Source organism: Acidimicrobiales bacterium, from assembly GCA_034521975.1.
Lineage (GTDB): Bacteria > Actinomycetota > Acidimicrobiia > Acidimicrobiales > SKKL01 > SKKL01.
On sequence record JAXHLR010000005.1, the window covers coordinates 475,212 to 498,082 of the forward strand.

The 22,871-nt window shown below is 69.2% G+C and carries 22 protein-coding genes; 14 read left to right on the top strand and 8 right to left on the bottom strand.

The window, feature by feature from the left end; genetic code table 11:
• Nucleotides 1-77 precede the first annotated feature (77 nt).
• Nucleotides 78-1,547: an adenosylhomocysteinase gene (gene ahcY, locus U5K29_09095; GenBank protein MDZ7678697.1), complete on the top strand. Its 1,470-nt coding sequence runs from the start codon at nt 78-80 to the stop codon at nt 1,545-1,547.
• A gap of 128 nt (nt 1,548-1,675) precedes the next feature.
• Nucleotides 1,676-2,536 carry an SDR family NAD(P)-dependent oxidoreductase gene (locus U5K29_09100; protein MDZ7678698.1) on the top strand — a complete coding sequence of 287 codons (861 nt, stop codon included), beginning with the start codon at nt 1,676-1,678 and terminating at the stop codon, nt 2,534-2,536.
• Between the two features lie 5 nt (nt 2,537-2,541).
• Here the strand turns inward: U5K29_09100 and U5K29_09105 are convergent, their stop codons facing one another.
• From U5K29_09105 to U5K29_09115, 3 genes are all read right to left on the bottom strand, one after another.
• Nucleotides 2,542-2,949, bottom strand: a complete 408-nt coding sequence (locus U5K29_09105) for a type II toxin-antitoxin system VapC family toxin (GenBank protein MDZ7678699.1) — start codon at nt 2,947-2,949, stop codon at nt 2,542-2,544.
• Nucleotides 2,946-3,191, bottom strand: coding sequence for an AbrB/MazE/SpoVT family DNA-binding domain-containing protein (locus U5K29_09110; GenBank protein MDZ7678700.1), 246 nt, complete (start codon nt 3,189-3,191; stop codon nt 2,946-2,948). The genes U5K29_09105 and U5K29_09110 overlap by 4 nt, the downstream gene beginning before the upstream one ends.
• 97 nt (nt 3,192-3,288) lie before the next feature.
• Nucleotides 3,289-3,909, bottom strand: coding sequence for a hypothetical protein (locus U5K29_09115; protein MDZ7678701.1), 621 nt, complete (start codon nt 3,907-3,909; stop codon nt 3,289-3,291).
• Between the two features lie 70 nt (nt 3,910-3,979).
• Here U5K29_09115 and U5K29_09120 point away from each other — a divergent pair, with 70 nt between their 5' ends.
• The 8 genes from U5K29_09120 to U5K29_09155 all read left to right on the top strand — a co-directional run bounded on the left by U5K29_09120 (nt 3,980) and on the right by U5K29_09155 (nt 12,848).
• Nucleotides 3,980-4,606 (top strand): phosphoribosyltransferase family protein, encoded by a 627-nt coding sequence (locus U5K29_09120; GenBank protein ID MDZ7678702.1) that lies wholly within the window; start codon nt 3,980-3,982, stop codon nt 4,604-4,606.
• Nucleotides 4,596-5,267, top strand: a complete 672-nt coding sequence (locus tag U5K29_09125) for a response regulator transcription factor (protein MDZ7678703.1) — start codon at nt 4,596-4,598, stop codon at nt 5,265-5,267. The genes U5K29_09120 and U5K29_09125 overlap by 11 nt, the downstream gene beginning before the upstream one ends.
• Before the next feature lie 39 nt (nt 5,268-5,306).
• On the top strand, nt 5,307-8,000 hold the full coding sequence (gene secA, locus U5K29_09130; protein MDZ7678704.1) for a preprotein translocase subunit SecA: 2,694 nt from the start codon (nt 5,307-5,309) through the stop codon (nt 7,998-8,000).
• Between the two features lie 3 nt (nt 8,001-8,003).
• On the top strand, nt 8,004-9,116 hold the full coding sequence (gene prfB / locus U5K29_09135; protein MDZ7678705.1) for a peptide chain release factor 2: 1,113 nt from the start codon (nt 8,004-8,006) through the stop codon (nt 9,114-9,116).
• 41 nt (nt 9,117-9,157) lie between these two features.
• A complete protein-coding gene (locus U5K29_09140) occupies nt 9,158-10,267 on the top strand; it encodes a CapA family protein (protein MDZ7678706.1) in 1,110 nt (369 codons plus the stop codon).
• Nucleotides 10,268-10,350: 83 nt separating this feature from the next.
• On the top strand, nt 10,351-11,028 hold the full coding sequence (gene ftsE, locus U5K29_09145) for a cell division ATP-binding protein FtsE (GenBank protein MDZ7678707.1): 678 nt from the start codon (nt 10,351-10,353) through the stop codon (nt 11,026-11,028).
• Between the two features lie 7 nt (nt 11,029-11,035).
• Nucleotides 11,036-11,929, top strand: a complete 894-nt coding sequence (locus U5K29_09150; GenBank protein ID MDZ7678708.1) for a permease-like cell division protein FtsX — start codon at nt 11,036-11,038, stop codon at nt 11,927-11,929.
• Between the two features lie 43 nt (nt 11,930-11,972).
• On the top strand, nt 11,973-12,848 hold the full coding sequence (locus U5K29_09155; GenBank protein MDZ7678709.1) for a crotonase/enoyl-CoA hydratase family protein: 876 nt from the start codon (nt 11,973-11,975) through the stop codon (nt 12,846-12,848).
• Between the two features lie 4 nt (nt 12,849-12,852).
• Here U5K29_09155 and U5K29_09160 read toward each other — a convergent pair whose 3' ends face one another.
• The gene (locus tag U5K29_09160) at nt 12,853-13,419 is read right to left on the bottom strand and encodes a thioredoxin family protein (GenBank protein ID MDZ7678710.1); all 567 of its coding nucleotides are present in this window, start codon (nt 13,417-13,419) and stop codon (nt 12,853-12,855) included.
• 12 nt (nt 13,420-13,431) lie between these two features.
• Nucleotides 13,432-14,430, bottom strand: a complete 999-nt coding sequence (locus tag U5K29_09165; protein MDZ7678711.1) for an SDR family NAD(P)-dependent oxidoreductase — start codon at nt 14,428-14,430, stop codon at nt 13,432-13,434.
• A gap of 28 nt (nt 14,431-14,458) precedes the next feature.
• Between U5K29_09165 and U5K29_09170 the strand changes: the two genes are divergently transcribed.
• Nucleotides 14,459-14,644 carry a galactokinase family protein gene (locus U5K29_09170; GenBank protein ID MDZ7678712.1) on the top strand — a complete coding sequence of 62 codons (186 nt, stop codon included), beginning with the start codon at nt 14,459-14,461 and terminating at the stop codon, nt 14,642-14,644.
• 301 nt (nt 14,645-14,945) lie between these two features.
• Here the strand turns inward: U5K29_09170 and U5K29_09175 are convergent, their stop codons facing one another.
• On the bottom strand, nt 14,946-15,437 hold the full coding sequence (locus U5K29_09175) for a DUF2505 domain-containing protein (protein ID MDZ7678713.1): 492 nt from the start codon (nt 15,435-15,437) through the stop codon (nt 14,946-14,948).
• A 111-nt stretch (nt 15,438-15,548) separates the two neighbouring features.
• Here U5K29_09175 and U5K29_09180 point away from each other — a divergent pair, with 111 nt between their 5' ends.
• Together U5K29_09180 and U5K29_09185 are read left to right on the top strand one after the other, a co-directional pair.
• The gene (locus tag U5K29_09180) at nt 15,549-15,917 is read left to right on the top strand and encodes a hypothetical protein (protein ID MDZ7678714.1); all 369 of its coding nucleotides are present in this window, start codon (nt 15,549-15,551) and stop codon (nt 15,915-15,917) included.
• Nucleotides 15,918-16,089: 172 nt separating this feature from the next.
• Nucleotides 16,090-16,872: a methyltransferase domain-containing protein gene (locus U5K29_09185; protein MDZ7678715.1), complete on the top strand. Its 783-nt coding sequence runs from the start codon at nt 16,090-16,092 to the stop codon at nt 16,870-16,872.
• Here U5K29_09185 and U5K29_09190 read toward each other — a convergent pair.
• Nucleotides 16,842-19,409, bottom strand: coding sequence for a winged helix-turn-helix domain-containing protein (locus U5K29_09190; GenBank protein MDZ7678716.1), 2,568 nt, complete (start codon nt 19,407-19,409; stop codon nt 16,842-16,844). The two genes, U5K29_09185 and U5K29_09190, sit on opposite strands and share 31 nt — an antisense overlap.
• 118 nt (nt 19,410-19,527) lie before the next feature.
• On the opposite strand from U5K29_09190, the gene U5K29_09195 reads away from it, so the two are divergent.
• Nucleotides 19,528-21,681, top strand: a complete 2,154-nt coding sequence (locus U5K29_09195) for an acyl-CoA dehydrogenase (GenBank protein MDZ7678717.1) — start codon at nt 19,528-19,530, stop codon at nt 21,679-21,681.
• A 15-nt stretch (nt 21,682-21,696) separates the two neighbouring features.
• Here U5K29_09195 and U5K29_09200 read toward each other — a convergent pair whose 3' ends face one another.
• Nucleotides 21,697-22,842 (bottom strand): acyl-CoA dehydrogenase family protein, encoded by a 1,146-nt coding sequence (locus tag U5K29_09200; GenBank protein MDZ7678718.1) that lies wholly within the window; start codon nt 22,840-22,842, stop codon nt 21,697-21,699.
• Nucleotides 22,843-22,871 lie beyond the last annotated feature (29 nt).

A 22,871-nucleotide genomic window follows, 5' to 3' on the forward strand; every position in this document is an offset into this window, starting at 1 on the left:
CCAGCCTGGCCCGGAACGTGCTGTTCGCCGCGCTTGTCGCGCGGTCCCCCGACCCCGTCCAACGGAGCCCACCACACATGACCCTCACCGAACTGTCCGTCGACCGCGCCGGCGCACTCGACTACAAGGTCGCCGACCTCTCCCTCGCCGAGTTCGGCCGCAAGGAGATCCGTCTCGCCGAGCACGAGATGCCCGGTCTCATGGCCACCCGCGCCGAGTTCTACGACGACCAGCCCCTCGCGGGTGCCCGCATCGCCGGGTCGTTGCACATGACGGTGCAGACAGCCGTGCTCATCGAGACCCTCACCGCCCTGGGCGCCGAGGTCCGCTGGGCGTCGTGCAACATCTTCTCCACCCAGGACCACGCCGCCGCGGCAGCAGTGGTCGGTCTCGACGGCACCCCCGACTCGCCGAAGGGCGTCCCGGTCTTCGCGTGGAAGGGCGAGACCCTCGACGAGTACTGGTGGTGCACCGAGCAGATCCTGCGCTGGCCCGACGGCGGTGGCCCCAACATGATCCTCGACGACGGCGGTGACGCCACGCTGCTGGTCCACAAGGGCGTCGAGTTCGAGAAGGCGGGTGCGGTGCCCTCGCCCGACACCGCCGACTCCGAGGAGTTCGAGGTCGTGCTTCGACTGCTCGGCCGTCTGCTCGAGGAGGACTCCCAGCTGTGGCACCGCACCGCCGAGGCCATCAAGGGCGTCACCGAGGAGACCACCACCGGCGTGCACCGCCTCTACCAGATGATGGAGGGCGGCAAGCTGCTGTTCCCCGCCATCAACGTCAACGACTCGGTCACCAAGTCCAAGTTCGACAACCTCTACGGGTGCCGTCACTCGCTGGTCGACGGCATCAACCGCGCCACCGACGTCATGATCGGCGGCAAGATCGCGGTGGTGTGCGGCTACGGCGACGTCGGCAAGGGTTGCGCCCAGTCGCTCCGCGGTCAGGGCGCGAGGGTCATCGTCACCGAGATCGACCCGATCTGCGCGCTGCAGGCGGCCATGGAGGGCTATGAGGTCACCACGCTCGAAGACGTCATCGACACCGCCGACATCTTCATCAGCGCCACCGGCAACAAGGACATCATCACCGCCGAGCACATGGGCCGCATGAAGCACCAGGCCATCGTGGGCAACATCGGCCACTTCGACAACGAGATCGACATGGCCGGCCTCAACCGCATGTCCGACGTCCAGCGCATCAACATCAAGCCCCAGGTCGACGAGTTCGTCTTCCCCGACGGGCACTCGGTGCTCGTGCTCGCCGAGGGCCGACTGCTCAACCTGGGCTGTGCCACCGGCCATCCCAGCTTCGTGATGTCGAACAGCTTCACCAACCAGGTGATCGCCCAGATGGAGCTCTGGGGTCACCAGGAGTTCTACGAGCAGAAGGTGTACACGCTGCCCCGGCACCTCGACGAGAAGGTCGCCCGCATGCACCTCGGTGCGCTGGGGGTGAAGCTCACCAAGCTGAGCGAGGACCAGGCCGACTACCTGGGCCTTCCCGTCAACGGCCCGTACAAGCCCGACCACTACAAGTACTGAATCGAATCCGGTATCGGGCGAAGGAGGACCGCGGTTCACGCGCCCACGGGCGCGCCAACTGCTGTCGCGAAGCAGATCGGGCGAGGGCGGCCAGCTCTCGTCTCGGTCGCGACCGAAGAGGGGGACATGTGCACGAGCTCGATGGCAAGGTGGCGGTCATCACCGGCGCGGCGAGCGGCATCGGCGCGGCCATGGCCCGGCGCTTCGCGACCGACGGGATGGGGCTCGTCCTCGCCGATGTCGAAGAGCCGGTGCTCGACGAGCTGGTCGACGAGCTCGTCACCGGCGGTGCCGAGGCGATCGGTGTCCCGACCGACGTGTCCGACGCGGGCCAGATGGACCGTCTCGGCGCCGCTGCCTTCGACCGGTTCGGGCAGGTCAACGTGGTGTGCAACAACGCCGGGGTCAGCGGTTCGTCGGCCCCGGTGCACGAACTGCGGACCGCGGACTGGGAGTGGGTGCTCGGCGTCAACCTGATGGGTGTCGTCCACGGGCACCGGGTGTTCCAATCCCATCTGATGAGCCACGGCGACGGCCACATCGTCAACACCGCGTCGGTCGCCGGTCTGACCGCCTTCTCGGGCATGGCGCCGTACCACGCCTCCAAGCACGCGGTCCTGGCCCTGTCGGAGGTCGTGCACTCCGAGCTCGCGGCCGCGGGGTCCCCAGTGGGCATCACCGCGCTGTGCCCGGGCTGGGTGAGCACCCGCATCGCCGAGTCCGACCGGAACCGGCCCGAGCAGGTGCCCGAGCCGCTCATCGGCGAGCCCGAGGAGCAGGAGCAGATCCGGGCGCTCATCCGCGACTTCATGGCCGGTCACCAGCCGCCGGACGAGGTGGCCGCCCTGGTCGTGGACGCCATCCGCGAGCGGCGCTTCTACCTCTTCACCGCCAGCGACTGGAGCGAGCGCATCGCCGAGCGCCACGCCGACATCGTCGCCGCCCGCAACCCCAGACCCAAGGGCTCCATGGCCGAGGAGACCACCTGATCCGACTACCGGCCCTCGACCAGATGGTACGCCACGCCGAGCCGGTCGTAGGTGCGCGTCGCGCGCCGATCGCGTGTCAACAGCAGCTCACCGTGCTCTGCCGCAGTGAGGCCGACCAGGGCGTCATAGACCGCCCCTCCCTCGAGTCCCGCTCCCGCGACCAACGAGAGGAGATTCCGCTGCAGTGTGGCGGGTGCGGTCAGCAGTGCGTCGTCGGTCCACCGATTGAGGAGCCGGTCGGCAGTCGTGGAGTCGACCCGGTGCGGCGCGGGGAGTCTCGTCATGACCGAGTACGACTCGACGATCACGTGGGTGGGCAAGCGGGCGTCGACCGTTGCCTCGCGGCAGGCGTCGTGGTGCTCGTGCCAGGTCAGGAGGGCAGGAACGCAGACGCTGGTGTCGAGCGCGGTCACCGGCGGGTGCGGTCGAGGGCGGAGAACAGCTCGTCGTCGGTGAGCGGCGGCAGCGAGTCGATCGGGGTCGCGACCAGGCCTTCCGCGGTCTCGGTCAGCTCGACCGACGCAGGGGCGGCGACGATCTCGATGACCCCATCGCGCTCGACGATGTCGACCTCGCCTCCGGCGAGCAGGCGAAGTCGTTCGCGGATGGCCTTGGGCACGACGATCCGCCCGGCGCGATCGATGGTTGTTCGCATGGCACCGATTCTACCATCATTCATGCCAGGACTTCGGACCTGGTCGATGTTCGCGACGTCCTGCACCCCCGGGCCAGGATGTACCTGGCCGCTGACCTCAGAGTCGTGGCGTCCAGCGTCCGAGGAAGAACTGGACGTTGGGACCCACCGTCAGCGCGAACAGCAGCGTGCCGAGTCCCACGGTGCCGCCGAGCACCAAGCCGGTGGTCAGTGCACCCAGCTCGATCAGGGTCCGCACCCGACGCACCGAGGGACCACGCCGGGCGATGCCGGTCATCAGCCCGTCGCGGGGCCCGGGGCCGAGGCCGGCTCCGATGTAGAGGCCAGATCCGGGGCCGAACAGCAGTGCCCCGATCGTGACGAACACCAGCCGCTGCCACAGCAGTGAGGGCTCGGGCAGCCACCACAGGGTGATGTTGACCGTCGTGCCGATGAGCACCGCGTTGGCGATGGTGCCGATGCCCGGTCGTTCCCGCAGCGGGATCCAGATCAGCAGCAGCGAGCATCCGACGAGGATGACCACGGTGCCGATGGGGATCCCGCTGCGTTCGCTGATGCCCTGGTGCAACACGTCCCAGGGACTGAGCCCCAGGTCGGCGTTGATCATCAGCGCCAAGCCGAACCCGCACAGCACCAAGCCGAGGAACAGGCGGGGCAGACGCAGCGCCAGCTCGCGCCGAGGAACGATGAAGCTGGTGGTGACGGGGACGTGGACCACCGGGGCAGGCTAGCGACGGCGTGCCGGCGGGCTCGCTCGAGTTGTCACAGGTCACAGGGAGGATGGGGTCGTGCTGACCACCACCCGCTGCCCCATCTGCCGCCGGTCCGGCGGTGCCCCCTGCCTCGAGTGCGTCGAACTGTTCGCACCCCTCGGCCGCCTCCTCCCGCCGCCGGGGCTCGACGCACTCCATGCCGCGGTGTCCTATGAGGACGCGGCCCGGCCCCTCATCACCAGCCTCAAGTACCGCGACCAGCGGGCAGCCACGAGCTGGCTCGCCGACGCCATGGTCGCGGTGCTGCCGGGAAGCGCCAGGCCCGAGGTGGTCACCTGGGCACCGACGACCGCCGCCCGGCGGCGCGCCCGCGGGTTCGACCAGGCCGAACTGCTGGCCAGGGCGGTGGCCCGCCGGTTGCGGGTCCCGGCACGGCGCCTGTTGCGCCGCCAGGCGGGGTCGTCCCAGACAGGCCGGTCGGCCTCGGCCCGGCACCGAGACGTCGCGGCCTTCGTCGGGGTGCGCCGCCACCCCGGCAACGTGGTGGTCCTGGTCGACGATGTGGTCACCACCGGCGCCACCCTCTCTGCCGCGGCGACCCCGCTGCGTCGGGCCGGCGCCGCTCGCGTGATCGGGCTCGTTGCCGCGGCCACCCCGGCCCCTGGCTCCACAGCCGGTAGCGTGCGAAGCGATGACCGATGACGCCACGCTTCGGGTCCTGGTGTGCGACGACCACCCCCTGTTCCGTCGAGCAGTGGTCACCGCGCTCGAAGACTCGGGCATGCAGGTCGTGGCCGAGGCCACCACCGGAGCCGAGGCGGTCGAGCGTGCCGTCGATCATGCGCCCGACGTCACGCTCATGGACCTGCGCATGCCCGGAGGCACCGGGATCGAGGCCACCGAGCGCATCCGTCGCGCCCGGCCGTGGTCGCGGGTGCTGGTGTTGACGGTCAGCGACGATCTCGACGAGCTGTTGGCGGCCATCCGGGCAGGAGCGGTCGGCCATCTCCGCAAGGAGGAGTCGATGGGGGTCCTTCCCGACGCGGTCCGGTCGGTCCACATGGGCGGTGTCGTGCTCGGGCCGGCGCTGGCGCGAGCTGTCCGCCTCGAGCTCGATCGCATTCGCCGCTCGCAGCGCGACGCCCCGCCCGATCCCGACGACGCAGGTGCGTGGGCGCCGTCCGATCGTCAGCGCGAGCTGCTCGACCGGCTGGCCGAGGGCGCTGACATTCCCGCGGCCGCGACAGCCCTTGGCGTCGACGCGTCCATGGCCCGCACCGAGCTGAGGGCAGCGCTCGAGGGCCTGCACCGACGTGCCAGGAGCGATGCCGGCGCCGACGAGGACACCGGAGACGCGGGCTGAACGCCACCGCAAGGGCGCATCGGTAGACTCGGAGACCTCATGGGAATGCTGAACAAGATCCTCCGCGCCGGCGAGGGCAAGAAGCTCAAGGCCCTGGCGGGACTGGTGCCCGAGATCAACGCACTCGAACCCGAGACCGCGGCGCTCTCCGACGCCGAGCTGCAGGCCAAGACCGTCGAGTTCAAGCAGCGGATCGACAACGGTGAGACCGTCGACGACCTGCTCATCGAGGCGTTCGCGGTGGTTCGCGAGGGCGCCAACAGGGTCATCGGCCAGCGTCACTTCGACGTGCAGCTCATGGGAGGCGCCGCCCTGCACTTCGGGTGGGTGGCCGAGATGAAGACCGGCGAGGGCAAGACCCTCGTCTCCACCATGCCCGTCTACCTCAACGCGCTCAGCGGCAAGGGCGCACACGTCGTCACCGTCAACGACTACCTGGCGACCTTCCACAGCGAGTGGATGGGCCGCGTCTACCGCTGGCTGGGACTCGACGTGGGGCTGGTGGTCCCCGGCCACAACGATCCGGCCTACAAGCGAGCCCAGTACGCGGCCGACATCACCTACGGAACCAACAACGAGTTCGGCTTCGACTACCTGCGCGACAACATGGTGATGTCGCTCGAGCGCAAGACCCAGCGGGGCCACAACTACGCCATCATCGACGAGGTCGACTCGATCCTCATCGACGAGGCCCGTACCCCACTGATCATCTCGGGACGCCTGGCCGACGCGGCCCAGATGTACTACCAGTTCGCCAGCATCGTCCGGGGTCTCACCCGCGACGAGGACTACGAGGTCGACGAGGAGAAGCGCACCGTCTCGCCGCTCGAGTCGGGCATCGAGAAGGTCGAAGCCGCCCTCGGGATCGACAACCTCTACGACCAGGTCGACACCAACCTCGTGCACCAGCTCAGCGCCGCCCTCAAGGCCAAGGAGCTGTACAAGCGAGACAAGGACTACATCGTCCAGGACTCCCAGGTGAAGATCGTCGACGAGTTCACCGGCCGCATCCTCGAGGGACGTCGGTGGTCCGAGGGCCTCCACCAGGCGGTCGAGGCCAAGGAAGGCGTGAAGATCAAGGAGGAGAACCAGACCTTCGCCACGATCACCTTCCAGAACTACTTCCGGCTCTACGACAAGCTCGCGGGCATGACCGGCACGGCCGAGACCGAGGCGGCCGAGCTCATGGGCACCTACGGCCTCGACGTGGTGCCCATCCCCACCCACAAGCCCATGATCCGCCAGGACCTCGGCGACCTCATCTACAAGACCCAGGAAGCCAAGTTCAACGCCGTGGTCGACGACCTCGCCGAGCGCTACCGGGTCGGGCAACCGGTGCTGGTCGGCACGGCGTCGGTCGAGCACTCCGAGACCCTGTCCGGGCTGCTCGACCGCCAAGGCATCCGCCACGAGGTGCTCAACGCCAAGCAGCACTTCCGCGAAGCCGAGATCGTCGCCCAGGCCGGCCGTCTCGGTGGGGTCACCGTCGCCACCAACATGGCCGGTCGGGGCGTCGACATCCTGCTCGGCGGCAACCCCGAACTGCTGGCCAAGCGCGAAGCCCAGGCCGAAGGCCTCGACCCCGACATCGACGAGGGCCAGGCCCGCATCGCCGAGCTGCTCCCCCGGTTCGAGGGCGAGACCCAGCGCGAGGGCGAGAAGGTGCGCGAGCTCGGCGGGCTCTACGTGTGCGGCACCGAACGCCACGAGAGCCGCCGCATCGACAACCAGCTTCGGGGTCGCGCCGGCCGCCAGGGCGACCCCGGCGAGAGCCGGTTCTACCTGTCTCTCGAAGACGACCTCATGCGCCTGTTCGCCACCGGGGCCATGAACTGGGTCATGGGCAGGGCGCTTCCCGACGACGCCCCCATCGAGGCGAAGATGGTCACCAAGGCCATCGAGCGGGCCCAGAACACCGTCGAGCAGCGCAACGCCGAGATCCGCAAGAACGTCCTCAAGTACGACGAGGTCATGAACGCGCAGCGCAAGGTGATCTACCAGCGCCGCAACCAGATTCTCGAGGGCGAAGACCTCCGCGACGAGACGCTCGAAGCGCTGGCGCAAGCAATCGACGGTGTGATCGGCACCTACTGCGTCACCGACTTCACCGAGGAGTGGGACCTCGACGGGCTCGTCACCGACCTGGCCACCTACTGGCCGTCGGAGCTCACCGTTGATCATCTCGCCGATGCCACCTCCACCGACGAGCTCTACGACCGCGTCATGGCGGCGGCGACCGCCTACTACGAACAGCGCGAGGAGACCCTCGGATCCGAGGTCATGCGCCAGGTCGAGCGTCAGGTCATGCTGCGCATCATCGACCAGAAGTGGCGCGAGCACCTCCAGGAGATGGACTACCTGCAGAGCGGCATCAACCTGCGGGCCATGGGTCAGAAGGACCCCCTCATGGAGTGGCAGCGCGAGGGCTATGAGATGTTCGGGGCGATGATGACCGCCATCGCCCAGGACTTCGTCAAGTACGTGATGCACGTCGAGGTGGCGGTGCAGCCCCCGGCACCCCAGGACGAGACGCGGGTCCGCGACGTCCAGTACTCCGCACCCGATGGCACCTCCACCGGCGTGCTCGGTTCGGGTGCGCCCGCCCAGCCCGGCAAGCCCTCCGAACCGCAGACCAACACCCCGGTGGTGAAATCCGACTGGGACAAGACCGGTCGCAACGAACCCTGCCCCTGTGGGAGCGGCAAGAAGTACAAGCTGTGCCACGGTCGGTGAACGGTGCGTGACCTGACCGACGAGCTCGTGGTCCTCCGCCGCCGTCTCGACGAGGCCGAGGGGTACCTCAAGGTGCCCGAGCTGCGGGCCCGCCAGCCCCAGCTCGAGACCGAGGCCTCGCGCCCCGATCTCTGGGACGATCCCGACAAGGCACGACAGGTCACCACCGAGCTCACCGCCGTCAACGACGACCTGGGCCTGGTCGACTCGCTCCTCGAGGCGATCGAAGAGGTCGAGACCCTCTACGAGATGGCTCGCGAGGAGGGTGACGACAGCCTCGAGCCCGAGATCGACGACGCACTGGGCGCACTCGGGGTCCGCTTCGACGCGCTCGAGCTGCGCTCGCTCTTCTCGGGCGAGCACGACGAGCGGGATGCGGTCTGTGAGATCCACTCCGGTGCCGGCGGCACCGACTCCCAGGACTGGGCCAACATGATGCTGCGCATGTACATCCGCTGGGCCGAGCGCCGAGGCTTCGACGTCGAGCTCGACGAGGTGCAGGCGGGTCAGGAGGCGGGCATCACCGTGGCAACCTTCATCGTCAAAGGTCGCTACGCCTACGGTCTGTTGCAGGCCGAACGGGGCGTCCACCGTCTGGTGCGGATCTCACCGTTCGACTCCAACGCCCGGCGCCACACCGCATTCGCGTCGTTCTCGGTGGTTCCCTTCATCGAGATGGGCGAGGTCGAGATCGACATCGACGACAAGGACCTGCGCATCGACACCTTCCGGTCCTCGGGTGCCGGCGGCCAGCACGTGAACGTCACCGATTCGGCGGTGCGGATCACCCACCTCCCCACCGGCATCGTCACCTCGTGCCAGAACGAGCGGAGCCAGCGCCAGAACAAGGACCGGGCGATGCAGATCCTGGTCGCCAAGCTGGCCGATCGCGAGCGCGAGCAGCGCGAGGCCGAGCTGGCAGCGATCGCGGGGGAGCAGCACGAGGTGGGCTGGGGGAGCCAGATTCGCTCATATGTGCTGCACCCCTACCAGATGGTGAAAGACCTGCGCACCGACCACGAGGTCGGTAACGTCGACGGCGTGCTCGACGGCGACCTCGACGGGTTCATGGAGTCCTACCTGCGGTGGCGGCGCGCCGCAGCGAACACCGAGTGATCACCGGCCGCTGTCGCTCGCCCGCCCTCGTGGTGGGCGTGATGGCAGCGGTGCTCGCGGCGTGCTCGGCCGCCGAGGCCGACCGGGCTGCCGGCCCCCAGCTGGCCGGACACCAGCGATCGGTCGCGATCAGCGCGGCGACCTCCACCCCGGCCAAGGCGCTGGTCAGGCTCGACCCGTCGCAACGGACCCGACGGATGAGCGTGGTCGTCGGGGGCGACCTCCTGATCCACGAATCGGTGTGGGAGTCGGCCCGCAGCTATGCCGACGACGACGGGTTCGACTTCGGTCCGATGTTCGAGCCGGTGGCCGATGTCATCGGTGGTGCCGACCTGGGGATCTGCCATCTGGAGGTTCCTCTGTCGGCCGACAACACCGGGCTGGCGAGCTACCCCCGGTTCAACGCGCCACACCAACTGGCCGACGCCATCGCCGCCGCGGGGTTCGACGGCTGCTCCTTCGCCTCCAACCACACCCTCGACCAGGGCGTCGACGGCATCGACGCCACGCTCGACCACCTCGACCGGGTGGGTGTCGGTCATGCCGGGGCTGCCCGTACTGCCGAGGAGGCAGCCACGATCCGCACCTATGAGGTTCGAGGTCACCGCATCGCCCACCTCTCCTACACCTACGGCTTCAACGGGTTGCGGCGCCCGGCAGGCGAGGAGTGGCGGGCCAACCTCATCGACCCGGCGCGCATCGGCGAGGCCGCGGCTCGCGCCCGCGCCGAGGGCGCCGACCTGGTGTTGGTCAGCCTGCACTGGGGTGCCGAGTACGTGCATGCGCCCAACCAGTACCAGCGCGACGTGGCGGCCGCGGTGGCCGGTACCGGCGATGTCGATCTCATCATCGGACACCACGCGCACGTCATCCAGCCGGTCGAGGTGGTCGATGGCACCTGGGTGGCCTACGGGGTCGGGAACCTGTTGTCGAACATGGGCCAACCTGCCCGCCGCGACGGGGTGCTGGTCGAGGTGGCCTTCGAGGCCGGCCCGCAGGAACCGTTCGAGGTGGTCGAGGTCGGGTTCCTGCCCACCCAGGTGGAGATTCCCGGCCACCGGATCGTGCCCGCTCCTCCCGATTCGTGGGAGCGCACGGCCTCGCGCCTCCAGCGTGAGGGAGCGCCGATGGCCGTTGTGCACCGCGACTGACGGGATGACACAGTGAGGGGTCCGCGCTGCGGTAACGTGATCGTAACATCGTCGAGCCCCGACCCGCCGGGAGATCTGCCCCTGTGATCAAGCTGGAGAACGTCACCAAGTCCTACGGTGACGACGTGGTCGCGCTGCGCAGTGCCAGCGTCGACATCCAAAAGGGTGAGTTCGTGTTCTTGGTGGGAGCCTCCGGTTCGGGCAAGTCCACCTTCATCCGCCTGCTCAACCGCGAGGAGACCCCCGAAGAGGGCGAGATCTACGTCGCGGGCAAGGACATCGGACAGCTGTCGTCGTGGAAGATCCCGTACCTGCGTCGCAACATCGGCTGCGTCTTCCAGGACTTCAAGCTGCTCATGACCAAGAACGTCGGCGAGAACGTCGCCTTCGCCCTCGAGGTCATCGGCCAGCCCAAGCACGTCATCAAGACCCAGGTGCCCGCCATCCTCGAGCTGGTGGGCCTCGAGGGCAAGGCCCACCGCTATCCCCACGAGCTCTCCGGTGGGGAGCAGCAGCGGGTGTCGGTGGCCCGGGCCTTCGTCAACCGCCCGCTCATCCTGTTGGCCGACGAGCCCACCGGAAACCTCGACCCCACCACTTCGGTGGGCATCATGCGACTGCTGGACCGCATCAACCGCACCGGCACCACGGTGGTCATGGCCACCCACGACCGCGGCATCGTCGACACCATGCGTCGCCGGGTCATCGAGCTCGAACACGGCAGCATCGTCCGCGACCAGTCGCGCGGCGTCTACGACTAGGAACAACGTGGCCAAGGTCGACTACATCGCCCGCGAGACCGGGCACAACCTCCTCCGCAACATCAGCCTCACGCTGGCATCGATGGTCACCGTCGCGGTGTCGCTGTCGCTGGTCGGTTCGGCGCTGTTGCTCCGCCAGGGGGTGCAGAACGCCACCGCCCGGTGGGAGGGCGGCATCGAGTTCATCGTCTTCATCAACCCCGAGGCCGAACCGGTCCAGGAGCAGGCGGTCCGTGAGGCGCTCGAATCGAGCCCCGCCGTCGACGAGTGGCACTACGTCACCAAGGACGAAGCCTACGAGGAGTTCGTCGAGCTGTTCAGGAACACCCCCGAGATGATCGACGCGGTGTCGCCGGAGATCCTGCCGCCGTCGTTCCGGGTGGTGCCCGACAACCCCGACGCCGATGCCATCCGCGCCCTCGGTCAGCAGTTCGAGAACCGGCCTGGTGTGTATCGCGTGGTGTTCGCCTTCGAGGCGGTGCAGACCCTCCAGCAGCTGTCGCGGCTGATGTCGTTCGCCATCCTCATCGTGGCCGCGGTGCTGCTCTTCGCCGCCGGGCTGCTCATCCTCAACACCATCCGCATGGCCATGTTCGCCCGACGTCGCGAGATCGAGGTCATGAAGCTGGTGGGCGCCACGAACTGGTTCATCCGCATCCCGTTCATGCTCGAGGGCCTCATACAGGGAGTGGTGGGCGCGTCGATCGCCGTGGGGTCGGTCGTGGTGCTCAACAACTTCTTCGAGAGCTGGCTGCAGAACACCGAGAGCTTCCAGGTCCTGCAGGGGTTCGTCGTCAGCACCAGCGAGCTGGTCGGCACCAGCGTGTTCATCTTCGTGGTGGGCATGCTCGTCGGTGCCATCGGCTCTGGCATCGCGGTGAGTCGCTTCCTCGACGTCTGATCTCCCGACAGGCAGCGGCTCCGGGCACAGGAGGGGAGCGACCATGGAGTACCAGCAGATCGCCTACGACGTCGAGGACCGGGTGGCAACGGTCATCCTCGACCGGCCCGACCGGCTCAATGCCTTCACCGGCCGGATGGTGCACGAGCTGCTCGACGTGTTCGACCGCATCGATGCCGACGACGATGTGCGGGCGGTGATCGTGACCGGGCGGGGCAGGGGGTTCTGCGCGGGCGCCGACCTCGGGGCCGGCGGCGACACCTTCGACGCCGACGCTCGGCGCCCGAGTGGTGCCGAGGCGGACGAGCCGATGGTCACCGAGCGCGACGGTGGCGGTCGCGTGGCTCTGCGGATCTACGACAGCCCCAAGCCGGTGATCGCCGCGGTCAACGGCCCGGCGGTGGGGGTCGGCGTCACCATGACGCTGCCGATGGACATCCGGCTGGCGGCCGACAGCGCCCGCTTCGGGTTCGTGTTCGCCCGGAGGGGTGTCGTCATGGAGGCGTGCTCGAGCTGGTTCCTGCCTCGACTGGTCGGCATGGGCCAGGCGTCGGAGTGGGTGCACACCGGGCGGGTGTTCGATGCCGACGAGGCGCGGCGCGGTGGGTTGGTGAACCAGATCCATCCCGAGGAAGAGCTGCTGGGCGCAGCCCGAGACCTCGCCGTCGAGATCGCCACCGAGACGTCGGCGGCATCGGTCGCGCTCAACCGCCAGATGATGTGGAGGATGCTGGGTGCCGACCATCCCATGGAGGCCCACAAGATCGACTCGCGGGCCATGCAACGCATGGGTGCCTCTCCCGATGCCCGTGAGGGTGTCGAGTCGTTTCTGGAGAAGCGCCCGCCCCGGTTCACGATGTCGGCCGCCACCGACCTGCCCGACCTCTACCCCTGGTGGGACGAGCGACCCTTCGAGTGATGCGCTAGGTCGGTTCGTTGCCGGGCTTCCACTTGATGGAGCAGCCCATCGACGGTGCCTGGTCGACCGGCACCGGCTCACCGGCGATGACCGCCTTGACCGCGGCGTCGAGGTCGGCGCCGGTCACCGCCACGTCCGATCCGGGGCGGCTCTCGTCCATCTGGCCCCGGTAGACCAGGCGCAGGTCGCGGTCGAACAGGAAGAAGTCGGGGGTGCACGCGGCCCGATAGTCCTTGGCGACCTGCTGGGTCTCGTCGACCAGATAGGGGAAGTCCCAGCCCCAGCCCCTGGCGGCCGCGGCCATCATCTCCGGGGCGTCGTCGGGGTAGGCCTCGGGATCGTTGCTGTTGATGCCGACCACACCGATGCCCCGGCTCATCCATCGCTGGGTGAGCAGTCCGAGCTCGCGCCCGACGTGCTTCACATACGGGCAGTGGTTGCACACGAAGGCGACCAGCAGGCCGTGTTCACCGGCGGCGTCGTCGCGGGTGACCCGGTTGTCGTCGGGGTCGGCCAGGTCGAAGTCGGGGGCGACGGTTCCGAGATCGAGCATGTGCGAGGTGGCAGCCATGGGTGATTCCTCCTACGGGGTCGGGTCGTCGATGCCGGCCAGGTGGATGAGGCGATCCCACAGTTGGTCGCGGTGGGCGTCGCCGCTGCGGGTCCACGGCACCTTGTGGGTGGGTCGGGGCTTGCGATCCATCCAGAACCGGCCGCTGTCGAGCTGGTCGGTCGGTGTCGCCGCCAGCCACACCACGGTGTCGGCACCTTGGTCGGGTGACCGCAACAGCGGCGCGGTGAGCTGATGAAAGCGCGGGAGCGAACGTTCGACACCGGGCGTGTCGGCCCAGCCGGGGTGCATGGCGTGGGCGGTGATGCCCAGCGGAGCCAGCCGCGTCGCCCACTCCTCGGTCATCAGGACCTGGGCGCGCTTGGCCCGGGCGTAGGCGGTGCTGCCGCGGTAGTCGTGCTCGCTCTGGAGGTCGTCGATGACGAGCGGCTGGGTGTAGAGGCCCCCAGAGGCGACGGTGATGATGCGCCCCGCGGCCGCGGCGAGCTGGGGCAACAGCAAGCCGGTGATGAGAAACGGTGCGACGACGTGGACCTGCAGGGTGAGCTCGATGCCGTCGACGGTGACCGTCCGGTCCTCGGCGAGGAGCCCGGCGTTGTGGACCAGGACGTCGATCGAGTCGACGCTGGCCGACAGCTCGCTGGCCCAGTCCCGCACCGTCGACAGATCGGCGAGGTCGGCGAGCAGGAAGCTGACATCGTCGTTGCCCGAGGCATCGCCGATCTCCTCCACCGCTGCCTGGCCCTTGGCCTCGTCGCGAACCAGCAACCAGACCGAGGCGCCGAGTGACGCGAGCCGGGTGGCGGCGGCCTTTCCGAGTCCGGACGATCCACCGGTGACCACGGCGGTCTGTCCCGACATCGAGGGCAGCTCGGCGGCCCAGACCGTCGACTCTCCCGACCATTCGTCGAGGTAGCGGCGGGTGGCGATGCCGACCCGGGAGAAGCCCAGGACCACGGTCGTGTCGAGGGCGCTGTCGACGAGATCGGCCACATGACGGTCGGTTCCCACCTGATCAGGATGCCGCGAGAATGGCCGGATGCACCTGACCGCGCACGCTCCCGGCCGGGTGAACCTCATCGGCGACCACACCGACCACACCGGGGGTCTGGTCCTGCCGATGGCCATCGACCTGGGGGTGACCGTCCAGGGCCGCCCTGGGGGCGACCGGGTCGAGCTGGTCAGCGACCTCGACCCGGCACCCGCGGTGGTTCCAGCCCGTTGAGGTGCCTGCCGGGGCCGAGGTGGTGGTCGTGCACTCGGGCGAGCAGCGCGCCTTGTCCGACTCCGACTATGGGCAGGTACGGGATCGGTGCGTGTCGGGGGAGGCCGTCGCTTCCGCCCACGTCTCATCGGAGAACCGCCGGGTCCGGGACGCCGCGACGGCATTGGAGGGCTCTGACCCGGCGAGGGTGGCTGTGTGGTGGCGCTGTGCGAGCCGGGTGCGGTCGGCGAGGTGATCGCCGATCCCGATGGTGGCGCATGGTCGCGGATCTGGCGGGTCGCGCCGTCGGCCGGGGCGTGGCTCAGGACCGGGTGAGCCAGCCGTCGAGCAGCGCGGCCTCGGCGTCGATCCGGGCTGCGATGGCGGGCACCAACGCCCGTTCGGCCTTGCCGCCCAGGAGCGGTACGCGGACCTTCAGTTCCCCCCGGATGCTGCGTTCGCTTCCCCCGTCGGTGGCGGTGAGGGCGATGTCGGCCCAGCACGAGATGAGCGACGCGTGGTGGTCGGGTTCGATGGTGAGCTGTCCTGTCACTTCCGAGGCGTCGATGCGGTAGGTCTGCACCCAGCTCGGATGCTTCGACCCCAGGACCTGCGCGGCGATGGGATCGAGCGAGCCGTCGTAGGTGAGGCGGGTGGACAACCAGCTGCTCGTGCTGTCATGGCCGGCTTCGACCACCTCCGCCGCTCCGACGTCGAGGATCTTCACCAACTCGGGAACGAACGTGGGATCGACCATCGCGGCTGCCACGCGGTCGGGGGCCGTTGCGAACCGGTGCCGGGTGGCGAGCTCCATCGGGCGAGTCTCCCACGGCGCATCGGTCCTTGATCGCGAACCCGGCGGCCAATAGCGTTTGGCGACCCGTTCGCTGGACGATGCCAGACCCCCACTGCAAGGAGCTCCCCCATGCGCCGAGTCCGTACCCGAATCACGGCCGTCATCTCGATCCCCGTCCTGGCACTTGGACTCATCGCCTGCGGAGACGATGGGGGTGGTGGCGGCGCGGAAGCCGAAGCGAAGAGTGAGCTGAGCGACCTGTTCCTGGGCGAGGGCGAGATGGAGGCCTTGGGCATGGACCGCGAAGCCGCCGACTGCATGGCCGAGGCCGTCGTCGACGCTGTCGGTGCCGAAACCGTGCTTGCCGCATCCGAGGAGGGCGACGGCGACCTCGAGTCCATCGATGATCCCGAGCTCGAACAGGAACTGGGCCTCGCGGTCACCGAAGCCATGTTCGACTGCCTCGACCTCGACATGGAAGAGCCTCCCGAGGAGTAGCGCTCCCCTCGATCTCCACCGACCGGCCGGCCCTGTGGGGCCGGCCGGTGCGCGTGCAGGCCTCGGAACCACCGAACCCTCATGGTTTCCTCATGACTCTGGGCCTGCTTCGGGAGACGGTGTCGGGAGGCCGGTGAAGGAGCCGGTCGTGACGAACCCTTGGAGGAGCCCCATGACCACCAACCAGGACCTGCTCGTCGACGCGGAAGAGCTGCGTACCGCGGTGCGCAGCAAGTACAGCGACGTCGCCACCAACCCCGATGCCGAGTTCCACTTCCAGACCGGTCGACCCCTGGCCGAACGGCTCGGCTACCCGTCCGACATCCTGGCGGCGTTGCCCGACGAGACGATCGCCAGCTTCGCCGGGGTCGACAACCCCTTCGCCGCCGGACCCATCCCAGAAGGCTCCCGAGTGGCAGATCTGGGATCAGGCGGCGGGTTCGACTGCCTGGTCGCCAGCCGGATCGTTGGTCCGGAGGGCCGAGTCGTCGGCGTGGACATGACCCCCGAGATGCTGGAGCGGGCCACCCGCATGGCCGGGCTGGTCGATGCCACCAACGTCGAGTACCGCGAGGGGATCCTCGAGGACGTTCCCATCGACGCCGGGTGGGCCGATGTGGTGATCAGCAACGGGGTCATCAACCTCGTGGCCGACAAGGCGGTGGTGTTCGCCGAGGCAGCCAGGATCCTTCGCCCCGGCGGCTGCCTGCAGTTCGCCGACATCGCCGTCGGCGCCGAGGTGCCCGATGCCGCCCGGTGCGACATCGACCTCTGGACCGACTGCATCGCGGGCGCGCTCTCGGTCGACGATTGGTGCGATCTGATCACCGCGGCGGGCTTCAGCGACGTGGCGGTCGGAATGCCGACCGACACCTTCGGCGGCACCAACGGCGAGGATCGCGCCCGTCAGTTCCAGGTCAACGCTCACACCTTCCGGGCCCGCAAGCCAGCCTGAGCAGGCGGGGTTTCCGCCACGCCGTCACCGGCGTCCTCCGAGCCGTCACCCTCTGAGCCATCGTCGGCGACGAGGTGGCGGCGGAGGCCGTCGATGGCCACCCCGGCCGCCTGGGTGGGGTTCCAGGCCGCTCCCTGATCGCTGAGCTGCTCGTAGCGGCGTTGTCCGATCCGCTGAACGAGCTCGTCTTCGAGCTGGGTGCGGATGAGTTCGGAGATTCCGGTGCGGTAGCCGGTGGCGCGCCGTGATCCCAACAGCCGGCTGGCGGTGTCGGTGTCGCCGTGGTCGGCGAGCAGACGTGCCGCCATCATCGTGTCGGCGGAGATCAACATCCACATGCCCCGCTCCCGGTACCGCTCGAGGGTCCGGCACAACGTCCGGGCAGCTTTCTCCCGAGGTTGGCCGGGCAGGGTGATCTGGGTCAGTGTGCTGGCCGCGGCCCCGAGCAGGAGGCGATAGTCGTGGCGCAGCGAGGCGATCACCACCGCCTCGAGCAGCTCACTTGCCCGCTGTGGATCGGCGGCACAGAGCTGGAGCCCGGCGAAGAGGCAGTCGAACACGCCGAGGACGCCGTGCTGGGCTCGGTCGGGTCGAACGTCGGTGGTCTCGAGCACGGGTTCCTGGCGAACCGCGGCGGCGATGGCGACGAAGCCGTCGGCGAACCCCCGCTCCATCCCGATCTCGCCGCGGCTGAGATCGGCAAGGCGTCCGGCGTCGGCGACGACGCGGTCGAGGTGTCCCTGGTAGTAGTCGCACCACATGGTGGCCAGCACGGTGGCGTGGGACTCGTGCGCGTCCCGGGCCATCTCGGCGAGCTGCCGCGCCCGGTCCCACTCGCCCCTGTGGGCCAGCATCCGTGCCCACACCGCGAGGGCGTCGGCGGCCAGTCCGTCGGTGGGTCGGTCGCCCAGGTCGGCCTGGTCGCACCATCTGAGGAGCTCGAAGAGCTGGAACAGCTCGGCGTAGTCGCCGATGGCGGCGACGATGCGCCGGATCGATGTCGTGTCGCCGTCCTCGTGGGCATAGCCGACCGCCGCCCGAAGGTTGGGCCACGCCGCGTGGGAGGACCGCAGCGCCTCGTCGATGGCCGGGGTCTGGAAGGCGGCGTCGAGGCGCTCGGTGAGCACGGCGAAGTGAACCACGTGGCGGTGCTTGGATCCGACCGGGTCGGCCAGCTGGGCCGCGGCGAACTCGCGGATCGAGTCCAGAAGATGGAATCGCGTGCGGGCGTCGCTCCCGGTCGTCGCGACCACCAGCGAGTTGCTGAGCAGGCGCTCCATCGACTCGATCACATCGAAGGGGTCGGCCCCCGGAAGCGCCACCGCGGCGACGTCGTCGAGCGAGAAGGTCCCGACGAAGACGCTCAGCTGGGCGAGCAGCTCCCGGTCGTGGTCGTCGAGCGCGTCCCACGACCAGGCGATGGTGCGGTGGAGCGAGGCGTGCCGGGCGGCATCGGCATCGTCGAGGTTCCCGGTGTCGTCGGGCCCGGTGGTTCGCAGCAGGCGGAAGCGGTCGTCGAGCAGCCGGAGCATCTCGTCCGGCGACAGGAGGCGTGTCCGGGCCGCCGCCAGCTCGATCGCCAGCGGGATGCCGTCGAGGCGATCGACGAGCTCGTCGAGGGCAGGGTCGTCGGCAGGGAGGTCCATTCCGGCATCGGCCGCCCTGGCCCGGAAGCACGCCGCGGCATCGCGGTGGGAGAGCGGTTCGAGGACCAGCAGCGACTCGCCGGGGACCTCGAGGGGTCGGCGGCTCGTCGCCACCACCCGCACGCCGGGGCAGCGATGGATCAGCTCGGTGGCGAAGCGGGCCGCTTCCTCGACGACATGCTCGCAGCAGTCGAGCACGAGCAGCGCCTCTCGGTCGCCGAGGATGCGCATGATCGACTCTGCCGGCTCGGCATCGCCCTGCTGGCCCTCGCCCAGGGCGCCCAGCACCACGTTGGCCAGTGCATGAGGCGTTCGCGTGGCGCCGAGCGCGCAGAGGTGGTGGTCGGTGATCCCCAGCGCCGACGGCGCGACGTCGAGGAGGAGGGTCGCCAGCGAGGTCTTGCCGACTCCGCCGGTGCCGGTGATCGTCACCAAGCGGTGGTTCGTGATCCGATCGACGAGCCGAGTGAGGTCGCCCTCCCGGCCGAACAGGGACGTCCCGCTCGCCCCGTTCCAGAGTGGGGCGGCCGGCGACCAGGAGGTTCGGGACGGGGTCGACCCCGTCGGTTCCGCGTCCGGGTCCTCGACGGTGACCTCGGCGGCGAACCGGTAGCCCACCCGGTGCGCCGTTCGGATGAACCGCTGGGCCTCGCCGTCGTCGCCGACCACCCGCCGGCACTGCTTGATCTGGGTGGTGAGCGCCGACGCGGTGACGAAGCGGTCTCCCCACACGGTGTCGAGCAGCTCCTCCTTGGGGACGACGCGGTGGCGCTGCTCGATCAGGTGGGTCAGGACCGCGAACGCCTGGGGCTCCATGTCGACGGGGTGGCCGTCGTCGAGGAGCTCGACGGTGTCGGTGTCGATCGTGAAGCGGCCGAAGTGGTAGCGCATGGCGGCCCGGTCGTCGGGGTCTGGGTCACTTCCGAGTGTACGAGGCGGTGGTCTCCGGGGCCGGGGAACGCAACGTGAGCGGCTTGCACCCCTGGCGTTGGTCGACAAGTGTGATCCCATGTCGATCGCCATCACCGATGACCACCGCGCTCTGGCCGATACCGCGTCGGACCTGCTGATCCGCTACGGCGCCCGCAAGGCCGCTCGCGACCTGCTCGAATCCGACCAGGAGCCGTTGCCCAAGCTCTGGACCGAGATCACCAACGTGGGTTGGCTCGGCCTGCACCTTCCCGAGGAGCATGGGGGCTCCGGCTATGGCATGGAGGAGCTGGTCGTTGTCGTCGAGGAGCTCGGCAGGGCCGTTGCTCCCGGCCCGTTCGTGCCCACCGTCATCGCCAGCGCGGTCATCGACGCCGTCGCCGACGACGTCACCAGGTCCCAGCTGGTGCCCGGGCTCGCCGACGGCTCGCTGACCGGTGCGGTCGCCCTCGGAGGCGCGGTCACCGTCGCCGACGGCAAGGCCTCGGGTGAGGTCAGCGCCGTGCTCGGCGGCGGTCTGGCCAAGGTCCTGCTCGTGCCCGCGGGCGACGACGTCGCCATCGTCGAGGTGGGCGACGGGGTCACCGTCGACAACGCCCCCAACCTCGATCCCACCCGGCGTTCGGCCCGGATCACCCTCGACGGTGTTGCTGCCACCGTGCTCCCCGGCGCCAGGCAGGTGCTGGTCGATCTCGCTCGGCTCGTCCTCTCGGCCGAGGCGGTCGGTGTGGCACGCGAGTGCACCGACCTGGCCGCGGCCTATGCCAAGGAACGCCACCAGTTCGGTCGCCCGATCGCCATGTTCCAGGGGGTCAAGCACCACTGCGCCAACATGGCCGTGGCCACCGAGCTGGCCACCAGCGCCGTGTGGGACGCCGCCAGGGCTGCGAGCACCGGTGGCGACCAGCTGTCGTACGCCGCGGCGACCGCCGCATCACTCGCCGGCCCCGCCGCCGACCTGTGCGCGAACCTCAACACCCAGATCCACGGTGGCATCGCCATCACCTTCGAGCACGACGCCCACCTCTACATGCGTCGCGCCACCACGCTCCTGGCGCTCCTCGACCACAAGGCAGCCGCGGTCGACCTGGCCGACCTGACCCGCTCCGACGTCGTCCGAGCCAAGACGGTCGAGCTTCCACCCGAGGCCGAGGCGATCCGTGACGAGGTGCGCACCTTCGCCGACAGCATCAAGGGTCTCTCCGCCGAGGAACAGAGGGCCAAGCTGGTCGAGACCGGCTATGCCCAGCCTCACTGGCCCGAACCATGGGGCCGCAACGCCGGGGCCGTCGAGCAGCTCGTGATCGAGCAGGAGTTCGCCGAGGCCGGAATCCAGCGCCCCCAGTACGGGATCACGGGCTGGGTCATCCTCACCCTGATCCAGTACGCGACCGAGGACCAGGTGGCGCGCTGGGTGAAGCCTGCCCTGGACCAGGAAGTGATCTGGTGCCAGCTCTTCAGCGAGCCCGATGCCGGATCGGACGCCGCCGGCGTGAAGACGAAGGCGACGCGGGTCGACGGCGGTTGGCTGGTGAACGGCCAGAAGGTGTGGACCAGCGGCGCCCACGAGGCCGCCTACGGGTTCGCCACCGTGCGCACCAACCCCGATGTCGCCAAGCACGACGGCATCACGATCATGGTGATCGACATGCACGCCGAGGGCGTCGAGGTCCGACCCATCAAGATGCCGACCGGGAACTCGTCGTTCAACGAGGTCTTCTTCAGCGACGTGTTCGTGGCCGACGACGACGTGGTCGGACCGGTCGACGGCGGGTGGACGGTCGCCCGGGCCACCCTCGGCAACGAGAGCGTCAGCATCGGCGGCGGCCAGGGCGGCATGGCGCTACCCGCGGCGACGCTGGTGAGCCAGCTCGACGCGAACCCCGGCCGGCTCTTCGGTGGCCCCGCTCGCATCGGTCGCTACGCCGCCCAGCAGCAGGCCATGGGCTTGCTCAACCTCCGCAGTGCCAACCGTGCGGTCGCCGGCGCCGAGCCCGGACCCGAAGGCGCCATCACCAAGCTGGTGCTGTCCGAGCTCGGGCACGAGGCGGTCGCCATCCAGGTCGAGCTGCTCGGTCCCGAGGCTGTCTTTGTCGACGGTGCGGGTGCGATCGCCGGGAACATGGTGCTCATGCACCGGGGTATGTCGATCGCCGGGGGCACCTCGGAGATCAAGCGCAACCAGATCGGCGAGCGGATCCTCGGCCTGCCCCGGGACCCGTTGCTCAAGTAGCGGCGGCGGCCGTGATCACCACAGCGTGCGGCCGATGATCTCCTTCATGATCTCGGTGGTGCCGCCGTAGATCCTGGTGACCCGGGCGTCGGTGTAGGCCCGGGCGATGGGGTACTCGGTCATGTAGCCGTATCCGCCGTGCAGTTGGACGCCGAGGTCGACGGCCTTGCCCTGCAGCTCGGTGCACCACCACTTGGCCATGGCCGCGTCCTCGGCGGTGAGGTCGCCGGTGTCGAGCGCTTCCACACAGCGGTCGATGAACGCTTGGCCGATCTCGACCTCGGTGGCCAGGGTCGCGAGCGCGAACCGGGTGTTCTGGAACGACGAGATGGGTTGGCCGAACGCCTCGCGCTCGCCGCAGTAGGCCACCGTCCAGTCGAGCGCGGCCCGTGCCGCCGCCACCCCGGCCGCCGCGATCGAGAGCCGTTCCTGGGCCAGGTTGGTCATCAGCAGGGCGAACCCCTGCCCCTCCTCGCCCAGCCGGTTGGCGACCGGCACCGCAACGTCGGTGAAGCTCAGCTCGGCCGTGTCCTGGGAGTGCAGCCCGATCTTGTCCAGGTTGCGTCCCCGGTCGAAGCCCTCCATGCCCCGCTCGATCACCAGCAGCGACAGGCCCCGGTGGCGTTCGGCGGGATCGGTCTTGACCGCGGTGATGACCAGGTCGGCGTTGATGCCGTTGGTGATGAAGGTCTTCGAGCCGTTCACCACGTAGTGGTCGCCATCACGGGCAGCGGTGGTGCGCATCGACGCCAGGTCCGATCCGATACCGGGCTCGGTCATGGCGACGGCGGTGATCAGCTCGCCCGAGCAGATCCCCGGCACCCAGCGGGCCTGCTGCGCGTCGTCGGCCAGGTCACGGAAGTAGGGGATGCAGATGTCGTTGTGGAGGGTGAGACCCAGACCCGCGCCGCCCAGGCCCGCCCGCTGCACCTCCTCGCCGAGCACCAGGTTGAACCGGAAGTCGCGGGTGCCGCCACCTCCGAGCTCGGCCGGGAGGTCGATGCCGAGGAACCCGGCAGCTCCCGCGGCCTCGAACAGGCGGCGGTCGACGATCCCCTCGGACTCCCACCGGTGCAGGTGGGGGATCGCCTCGCGCTCGAGGAACGACCGCACGCTGGTGCGGAACTGCTCGTGCTCTGGTTCGAAGAGGGTGCGATGCATGGGTAGCTCAGTGAGGGTGGAGGCCGAAG